The organism is Mycobacterium kyorinense (assembly GCF_001672775.1).
Classification (GTDB): Bacteria; Actinomycetota; Actinomycetes; order Mycobacteriales; family Mycobacteriaceae; genus Mycobacterium; species Mycobacterium kyorinense_A.
The window spans coordinates 1-9,123 of record NZ_LZKJ01000089.1 but is presented as its reverse complement, the minus strand read 5'-3'; the positions used below and the strand labels follow the sequence as shown (position 1 = coordinate 9,123).

Annotated in this window: 5 protein-coding genes and 3 pseudogenes; 2 read left to right on the top strand and 6 right to left on the bottom strand. The window is 67.2% G+C overall.

Annotation, left to right across the window (positions count from 1 at the left end):
- Positions 1-464, bottom strand: a pseudogene (locus tag A5707_RS10050) (hypothetical protein); the annotation flags it as partial.
- A gap of 245 nt (positions 465-709) precedes the next feature.
- Between A5707_RS10050 and A5707_RS10045 the strand changes: the two are divergent.
- Both A5707_RS10045 and A5707_RS10040 read left to right on the top strand, forming a co-directional pair.
- Positions 710-3,532 (top strand): heterodisulfide reductase-related iron-sulfur binding cluster, encoded by a 2,823-nt coding sequence (locus tag A5707_RS10045; RefSeq protein WP_419866409.1) that lies wholly within the window; start codon positions 710-712, stop codon positions 3,530-3,532.
- A gap of 20 nt (positions 3,533-3,552) precedes the next feature.
- A pseudogene (locus tag A5707_RS10040) lies at positions 3,553-4,844 on the top strand (pyridoxal phosphate-dependent aminotransferase).
- Positions 4,845-4,869: 25 nt separating this feature from the next.
- Here the strand turns inward: A5707_RS10040 and rfbA are convergent.
- From rfbA to A5707_RS24115, 5 genes and pseudogenes are all read right to left on the bottom strand, one after another.
- A complete protein-coding gene (rfbA, locus tag A5707_RS10035) occupies positions 4,870-5,736 on the bottom strand; it encodes a glucose-1-phosphate thymidylyltransferase RfbA (protein WP_065014352.1) in 867 nt (288 codons plus the stop codon).
- 10 nt (positions 5,737-5,746) lie between these two features.
- The gene (locus A5707_RS10030; RefSeq protein WP_065014351.1) at positions 5,747-6,100 is read right to left on the bottom strand and encodes a nuclear transport factor 2 family protein; all 354 of its coding nucleotides are present in this window, start codon (positions 6,098-6,100) and stop codon (positions 5,747-5,749) included.
- A gap of 28 nt (positions 6,101-6,128) precedes the next feature.
- Positions 6,129-6,884 carry a maleylpyruvate isomerase family mycothiol-dependent enzyme gene (locus A5707_RS10025; RefSeq protein ID WP_065014350.1) on the bottom strand — a complete coding sequence of 252 codons (756 nt, stop codon included), beginning with the start codon at positions 6,882-6,884 and terminating at the stop codon, positions 6,129-6,131.
- A 4-nt stretch (positions 6,885-6,888) separates the two neighbouring features.
- Positions 6,889-8,214, bottom strand: coding sequence for a UDP-glucose dehydrogenase family protein (locus A5707_RS10020; RefSeq protein ID WP_065014349.1), 1,326 nt, complete (start codon positions 8,212-8,214; stop codon positions 6,889-6,891).
- A 100-nt stretch (positions 8,215-8,314) separates the two neighbouring features.
- A pseudogene (locus A5707_RS24115) lies at positions 8,315-9,123 on the bottom strand (hypothetical protein); the annotation flags it as partial.

Here is a 9,123-nt window from a genome sequence, read left to right as displayed (position 1 = left end):
CACGGTTGCGGCGTGGTCACCACCGGGACCTGCAGCCGCTCCTCCAACTGGTGAGTGACCAACGGGATGCACGCCCCGCCCGCCGCGTCCGATCGGCCGCACTGGTACAAGCGCTCAGGAGTGCTGTTCAGCGTGGCTGCGACGGCCGCCCTGGTGGCGCTGCTCGGAGCCGGTGTCGTGGTGTTCAAACTGAGCGCCGCCAACCAGAGCCCCACCAAAACCACCAGCACTGTCCCCACACCGAGCCAGCTTCCCAGCGTCGGGCCGCTGACCACGGAGCCACCGCCACCAGAGACCGAGCCGCCGTCGGCTCCCGAAACAACCGAGTCGGTGATTCCGCCCCCGCCGCCACCACCACCGACGACCACCCAGCCGCCGGTCACCACGACGAGGCAACCGACCACCACCACCAGCAGCCCCACGACGACCATGCCGACGACCACGCCACCGACCACCACGTTCACTTACCCGCCGGTCACGACGCGCCCGCCGACCACTGCCCAGATACCGACCCTGGTGCCGGTCACGCCCACCTACGGCCGCTGACGGCCCAACCGAGTTAGGGCAGCCTTGGTCGCGGTCGCAACCGCAAAGATGTCACTATGAGCTGGCCGAGCAGGCACCGGCAGCTAAGTTACCGACCAGTAACATTAGTTAAGTTACCGCTCAGTAGCGCCAGAATGGGGAGAGACGCTCAGTGGACACACAGATGCTGATCAGACTGGTAGTCGGCCTGGGCATGACAGCGGTCGTGGCGCTGTTCGCCGCCCGACGGGTCGGCTGGCTGGCCAAACTCACCCTGACCGGCCAACCGGCCAGCGGGCGCACCGACAATATCGGCGAACGCATTTGGATCGAGCTCTCCGAGGTCTTCGGGCAGCGCCGGCTGCTGAAATGGTCGATCCCCGGCTTGGCCCACTTCTTCACGATGTGGGGCTTTTTCATCCTGCTGACGGTCTACATCGAGGCCTACGGGCTGCTCTTCCAGCCGAATTTCCACATTCCGATCATCGGCCGATGGGATGCGCTGGGCTTCCTGCAGGACTTCTTTGCGACCGCCGTCTTCCTCGGCATCGTCACCTTCGCGATCATCCGCATGCTGCGCAGCCCACGCGAAATCGGCCGGACGTCACGGTTTTACGGCTCGCACACCGGCGGCGCGTGGCTGATCCTGTTCATGATCTTCAACGTCATCTGGACCTACGTGCTGGTGCGCGGGTCGGCGGTCAACAACGGCACGCTGCCCTATGGCAACGGCGCTTTCCTGTCGCAGTTGTTCGGCGTGATCCTCAAGCCGCTCGGCCACACCGGCAACGAAGTCCTGGAGACCGTCGCCCTGCTGCTGCACATCGGCGTCATGCTGGCGTTCCTGATCATCGTGCTGCACTCCAAGCACCTGCACATCTTCCTGGCCCCGATCAACGTCGTGTTCAAGCGCCTGCCCGACGGGCTGGGCCCGCTGCTGCCGATCGAGTCCGACGGTAAGCCCATCGATTTCGAAAACCCGCCGGACGACGCCGAATTCGGCCGCGGCAAGATCGAAGACTTCAGCTGGAAGGCGATGCTGGACTTCGCCACCTGCACCGAATGTGGCCGCTGCCAGTCGCAGTGCCCGGCGTGGAACACCGGCAAGCCGCTGTCACCCAAGCTCGTCATCATGGATCTCCGCGATCACTGGATGGCTAAGGCGCCGTACCTGCTCGGGGAGAAAGAGGCGGACGCAGAAGGCGGCTACATCGAGTCCGGCCGCGGCGAGGGCCACCACGTACCCGAATCCGGGTTCGGCCGGGTGCCCGGCTCCGGACCCGAGCAGGTCAACCGCCCGCTGGTCGGCACCGAAGAGCAGGGCGGGGTGATCGACCCCGACGTGCTGTGGTCCTGCGTGACCTGCGGCGCCTGCGTCGAGCAGTGCCCGGTGGACATCGAGCACGTCGACCACATCGTCGATATGCGCCGCTACCAGGTGATGATGGAGTCGGAGTTTCCCTCCGAGCTCTCGGTGCTGTTCAAGAACCTGGAAACCAAGGGCAATCCGTGGGGGCAGAACGCCGCCGACCGGACCAGTTGGATCAGTGAGGTCGACTTCGACGTCCCGGTCTACGGCGAAGACGTCGACAGCTTCGACGGCTACGAGTACCTGTTCTGGGTCGGCTGCGCCGGCGCCTACGACGACAAGGCCAAGAAGACCACGAAGGCCGTCGCCGAACTGCTGGCCATCGCGGGGGTGAAATACCTGGTGCTGGGCACCGGGGAAACCTGCAACGGCGACTCCGCCCGCCGATCGGGTAACGAGTTCCTGTTCCAGCAGCTGGCCCAGCAGGCCGTCGAGACGCTCGACGGGCTTTTCGAGGGCGTGGAGACCGTCGACCGCAAGATCGTGGTCACCTGCCCGCATTGCTTCAACACCCTGGGCCGCGAATACAAGCAGCTGGGCAGCAACTACAGCGTGTTGCACCACACCCAGCTGCTCAACCGGCTGGTGCGCGACAAGAAGCTGATTTCGGTCAAACCGGTGGACGGCGACGGACCGTCGATCACCTACCACGACCCCTGCTATCTCGGCCGGCACAACAAGGTCTACGAGGCGCCACGTGAGCTGATCGGAGCCTCGGGTGCGGCGCTGACCGAGATGCCGAGGCACGCCGAGCGCAGCTTCTGCTGTGGCGCCGGCGGCGCCCGGATGTGGATGGAAGAGCACATCGGCAAGCGGATCAACCACGAGCGCGTCGACGAGGCGCTGGGCACCGGCGCCACCACGGTCGCCACCGCCTGCCCGTTCTGCCGGGTGATGGTCAGCGACGGCGTCAACGACCGCGCCGAAGCTGCCGGCCGCCAGGACGTCGACGTGCGCGACGTGGCGAACATCCTGCTGGACACCATCGACCGCAGCAAGGTCACGCTGCCGGCAAAGGGTACGGCTGCCGAGGAGGCCGCCAAGGCCGCCCCGAAGGCCGCAGCCGCGCCCGCGGCGACCGCGCCGGCCAAGGCGGAACCAGAAACCGCCGCCCAAGCACCCACCGAAGAGAAGGCCGCCAAGGCCGTTACCGGTCTGGGTATTGCCGGTGGCGCCAAACGGCCGGGCGCCAAAAAGGCCGCCCCGAAGACCCAACCGGCTGCAGAAGCCAAAGCCTCGGCGCCCGAGGCGCCGGTCAAGGGACTGGGCATCGCCGCCGGCGCCAAACGGCCCGGCGCCAAGAAGACGGCTGCACCAGCAGAATCCGCGGCCGCCCCGGAAGCCAAGCCGGAAGCAGAGCCCACGGCCGAAGCCAAGCCGGAAGCCAAGGCTCAGGCGGCGCCGGTCAAGGGGCTGGGCATCGCCGCCGGCGCCAAACGGCCCGGCGCCAAGAAGGCCGCCGCCAAACCGGCAGAGGCCCCCGCGCAGCCGGCGAGTGCCGAACCGACGCCGGAAGCAAAGCCGGAACCGGAATCCAAGCCGGCCCCCACCGAGCAGGACGGCGACAGCGAAACGGCAAAGCCGCCGGTCAAAGGGCTGGGGATCGCCAAGGGCGCGCGTCCGCCGGGCAAGCGCTGAGGTGCGTTAGCGAATTTTCGCTGGACAACCGTGGCACCATAGTGACGTGACTACGCATCAGTTGCCCTGGCAGGCCACCGGGCATCCGCCGCGGCAACGCACGTTCGCGCAGTCGTCCAAGCTGCAGGATGTCCTCTACGAGATCCGCGGCCCGGTGCATGATCACGCCGCCCGGCTGGAGGCCGAAGGGCACCGGATTCTCAAGCTGAACATCGGCAACCCGGCACCGTTCGGGTTCGAAGCTCCCGACGTGATCATGCGCGACATGATCCAGGCATTGCCGAATGCGCAGGGCTATTCGGATTCCAAGGGCATCCTGCCGGCGCGGCGCGCGGTGGTCACCCGCTACGAAGTCATCGAGGGCTTCCCGCGGTTCGACGTCGACGACGTCTACCTGGGAAACGGTGTCTCCGAGCTGATCACGCTGACGCTGCAAGCCCTGCTCGACAACGGCGATCAGGTGTTGATTCCGGCACCCGACTATCCGCTGTGGACGGCGTCGACGTCACTGGCCGGCGGCACCCCGGTGCATTATCTGTGCGACGAGACCCAGGGCTGGCAGCCCGACATCGCCGACCTGGAATCCAAGATCACCGAACGCACCAAGGCGCTGGTCGTGATCAACCCGAACAACCCGACCGGCGCCGTCTACGGACGCGAAGTCCTCACCCAGATGGCCGATTTGGCGCGCAAGCATCAGCTGCTGCTGCTGGCCGACGAAATCTACGACAAGATCCTCTACGACGACGCCCAGCACATCAACATGGCCTCGGTGGCCCCCGACGTGTTGTGCCTGACGTTCAACGGATTGTCGAAAGCCTATCGGGTGGCCGGGTATCGGGCCGGCTGGCTGGCGATCACCGGCCCCAAAGACCATGCCAGCAGCTTCATCGAGGGTATCCATCTGCTGGCGAACATGCGGCTGTGCCCGAATGTGCCTGCGCAGCATGCCATCCAAGTCGCGCTGGGCGGTTATCAGAGCATTGACGACCTGGTGCTTCCGGGTGGCCGGCTGCTCGAGCAGCGCGACGTGGCGTGGACCAAACTCAACGAGATCCCCGGGGTGTCGTGCGTCAAGCCCGCGGGCGCGCTGTACACGTTTCCCCGGCTGGATCCCGAGGTGTACGACATCGCCGACGACGAGCAGCTGGTGCTGGATCTGCTGTTGACGGAGAAGATTCTGGTAACCCAGGGCACCGGATTCAATTGGCCTGCACCGGATCATCTGCGCATCGTGACGCTGCCGTGGGCGCGCGACCTGTCGCATGCCATCGAACGGCTGGGTAACTTCTTGGCCAGCTATCGCCAGTAAGCACACCGTCGGGTGTGCTTGGACCTCAGCGTTGTTCCAACAGGCTCAGTAGGTAATTGCCGTATCCGGACTTCGCCAGCGACCGGCCGCGCTGCGCCAGTTGCTCGTCGTCGATGAAGCCGCTGCGCCAGGCCACTTCCTCGGGGACACCGATCTTGAGACCCTGCCGGCGCTCCACGGTGCGGACGTAGTCGCTGGCGTCCAGCAGCGAATCGAATGTCCCGGTGTCCAGCCAGGCGGTGCCGCGGGCGAGCACTTCGACGTTGAGCCTGCCTTGATTCAGGTAAATCTGGTTTACCTCGGTGATTTCGTACTCGCCGCGCGCTGATGGCCGCAGGCCACGCGCGATCTCGATCACGTCGTTGTCATAGAAGTACAGCCCCGGAACCGCGTATTGCGATTTCGGGGTGGCCGGCTTCTCCTCCAGCGACAACGCGATGCCGTCGTCGCTGAATTCGACGACCCCGTAGGCCGATGGGTTGGCCACCCAGTAGGCGAAAATCGCTCCGCCGTCGACGGTTTGGAAGCGGCTGAGGTTTGTTCCCAGTCCGGGGCCGTAGAAGATGTTGTCTCCCAAGGCTAATGCCACCGAGTCGTTACCGATGTGGTCTGCCCCGAGGACGAACGCCTGGGCCAGGCCGTCGGGCCGGTCCTGCACCGCGTAGGTGATGTTGATGCCGAATGCCGCACCGTCCTCGAGCAGTCGCTGGAAAGCAGGAGCGTCGTGGCCGGTGGTGATGATTTGGATGTCGCGAATGCCGGCCATGATCAGCGTGGACAGCGGGTAGTAGATCATCGGTTTGTCGTAGACGGGCAGCAACTGCTTGCTGGCGCCCATCGTGATCGGATAGAGCCGGGTGCCCGATCCGCCGGCCAAAATGATGCCGCGCATGTACTGCTCCTCAGTCGACGAGGTCGGCCTCGGTGAGATCGGTCGCGGCCAGTGCGGCCGCCAAATCACGATGACCGAATACCGAGGTGATGTGATCGCGAACCACCCGGAACGCCGCGGCCGCGGTGGTGTTGGCGGTGTTCAGCTCGACGACCACGATGCCGTCATGGACGAATATTCTCCCCACTTCCGCCGCCTCTTGGCGGGCGGCCGCCCATTTGCGCAACGCATCGTGGCCCTGACCGGCTCCGCGTTCGTCGCCAACTTCGATGTCGTCGCTGGACAGGGCGACCAAGGTGTCGATGTCAGACCCGTTCAGGGCGTCGTGCCAGGCCAGGACGGTGGCGATCTCCGAAGTGGTCATGGTGTGCAAACTACCGGGTCGGCCGAACTTAGAACGGCGTGTGGTCGAGCCAGGTCTGCCAGACCGCGGAGTCGCCGAACACCGTGATGTCGGTGTCGGTAGCCGCGACCCGCCGGGTCGCGGCCAACAGCAGGTCGGTGGCGGCGCCCCGCAGTGCCACGGTTCCCTTGCCGTGGTCGTGCGACCAGGTGATCCCCGAGTCGCCGGCGCTGATCGTCCATTCGCCCGATGCGCCCAATCCGGGGTCGGTGGCGTGCAGGTGCACGGTGTTGCCCGGCTCCAGCGGCATCGGCGCATCGTCGCGTCCGGCTTGCGCCGCAACACGTTCCAGCCATTCGCTGATGCCGTCGGCGGCCAGTTCGGCGCTCAGCGTGTAGGGGCCACCGAGCGCGAGCACAGCGTCGGCGCGGTGCACGGTCGCCTCGTGCAGTCGGCGCCGCACCCACCAGTACGCCGGGCGCTGCCCGAGAAAGGTCCATACCGGGGTTTCCACACCAGCCAGCTCGACGGCATCGATCAGTCGTCGCGCGCCGGCGTGCAGCCATGAGATGGCGTCGTCGGGGTCTGGGGGCGGCTTGCCGCCCTCAACGGAGCGGGGATCCAGGAAGTGATCGACGCGGTCGGTGATGATCTGCGCCGCCCACCGGTCGCCGCGGCCGACGTGCCGGAACAGCTGTTGGAGGGTCCAGTCCGGACAGGTCGGCACTGGCGTCGACGAGTCGCCGCTGCGGATCACCTCACCGAAGGCGCGGTTCTCCTCGAGGAATGCTGCCGCGTAATCCACCCGGTCAGGCTACGCGGCGACCCAAGCAGTACACCCGCCAGCCCGCTTGCTGCCAGCGGGCCACGTCGAGACAGTTGCGGCCGTCGACGATGACTTTGGCCCGCACCTGATCAGCCAGCTCAGCGGGGTCGAGGTCGACGAATGCGGGCCATTCGGTGAGCACCAGCACAGCGTCGGCGCGCTCGCACGCCTCGGTGATCGACACCGCGTAGTTCAGGGTGGGAAACAGTCGCTGCGCGTTTTCCAGCGCTTTCGGGTCGTAGACGTTGACCGCGGCGCCGTTGAGCTGAAGTTGGCCGGCGACGTTGAGCGCCGGCGAGTCGCGCACGTCGTCGGATTCGGGTTTGAACGCGGCGCCGAGCACGGCGATGTTGGCGCCCAGCAGTGACCCGCCGCAGGCGGTGGTGGCCAGTTCGACCATGCGGCTGCGTCGGCGCATGTTGATGTTGTCGACTTCGCGCAGAAATGTCAGCGCCTGGTCGGCTCCCAGCTCCCCGGCCCGGGCCATGAACGCCCGGATGTCTTTGGGTAGGCAGCCGCCGCCGAATCCCAGGCCGGCGTTGAGGCAGCGACGGCCGATGCGCGGGTCGTGCCCGAGTGCGTCGGCCAGCATCGTGACGTCGGCGCCGGCGGCTTCGCAGACTTCGGAAACGGCGTTGATGAACGAGATTTTGGTCGCCAGGAACGCGTTGGCGGCAACTTTGACCAGTTCGGCGGTTTGCAGATCGGTGACCAGGAAAGGCACACCGGCCTGCTGCAGCGGTTGATACAGCTCACGCAGCGCGGCCTCGGCGTAGCGCGAATCGGGTTCTACCCCCAGCACGATGCGGTCGGGCTGCAGCGTGTCCTGCACCGCCAGCCCCTCGCGCAGAAACTCCGGGTTCCACGCCACTTCGACGTCGACTCCTGGCGGCGCGAGCGATCGCGCGCGTCGGCCCAGTTCGGCGGCGGTGCCGACCGGCACCGTGGACTTGCCGACGATCACCGACGGGCGGGTCAGCAACGGCACCAGCGCGTCGATGACGGCGTGTACGTGGCGCAGGTCGGCGCCGTATTCGCCCCGTTTCTGCGGTGTGCCTACCCCCAGGAAGTGCACGTCGGCGAACTCGGCAGCCAAGTCGTAATCGGTGGTGAACCGCAGGCGACCCGCAGCGAGGTTGTCGCTCAACAGCTTTCGCAGACCCGGCTCGTAGAACGGGATGTCGCCGCCGGCCAGCTTGGCGATTTTGCCGGGATCGATGTCGACTCCCACGACATCATGGCCCAGCTCGGCCATCCCGGCGGCATGGGTGGCACCCAGATAGCCCGTGCCGAAGACGGTGCATCGCATACCACCGTGTGTAGGCGGTTGCGACGAGCTAACCGTGTCCGCTCCCTGAGCGATAAGCGAACGTCAGATGACAGTTTGCCCGGCGACGACGCCGAGGCGGCTACAGGCCGGGAATTCCCGGGATGCCCGGGACCCCGGGAATCCCGCCGCCACCGCCGTGACCGCCGCCGCCACCGCCGCCGTGGCCCCCACCGGGAATGCCGGGTGGCCCTCCACCGCCGCCGGGAAGCCCGGGGATCTGCGGTATCTGCGGCACCACCGGCGCCGCAGGTGGCGGAGCAGCGGGGGCGGGAGCCGGCGCGGCGGGGGCCGGAGCCGCCGGTGCGGGAGCGGGCGCCGCCGGGGCAGGAGCCGCCGGAGCGGGTGCAGGTGCCGGTCCCGAGGCGGGCGGCGGAGCAGGAGGTGGCGCTTGCTGCGGCGCCGAATTGCCCGGCACGACCATCTTGTGACCGGGATCGGGCCGCTCTCCCGTCGGCCGCAAAGTGACGACCAGCGCAATCGCCAGTGCCACGACACCGACCACGAAGATGGCGGCCACCGCACCGGACACCAGGGTCAAACGCCGGCGGGGCCGGCTCTGCTGATCCTCGTCCGGGACCGCCGGTTGGCGGTCGGCGAGGGCGGTGGGGGCGTTGGCTTCGTCGTCGGCGACGGCGCTGTAGGCAAGGGCGTCGCCGCCCGCTGCGGCAGCGCCGTCAGGCATCGGGCGGTACGCCGGTGTCACCGCATACGGGTCGACCGCACCGGTGCCCGGATCCTGCGCGTACGCGAGCGCCGCGGTCGACGACGAGAACAACGGCGCGTGTGCCGCCGCCAGCGCCGCGCCGCGAGCCAGCGCCGTCGCCGGCTCCTCTGGCGCGCTGACCGGCAGCGAAGTGGTCGCTTCCAGTTGGGGCTTGAGGGGGCCGA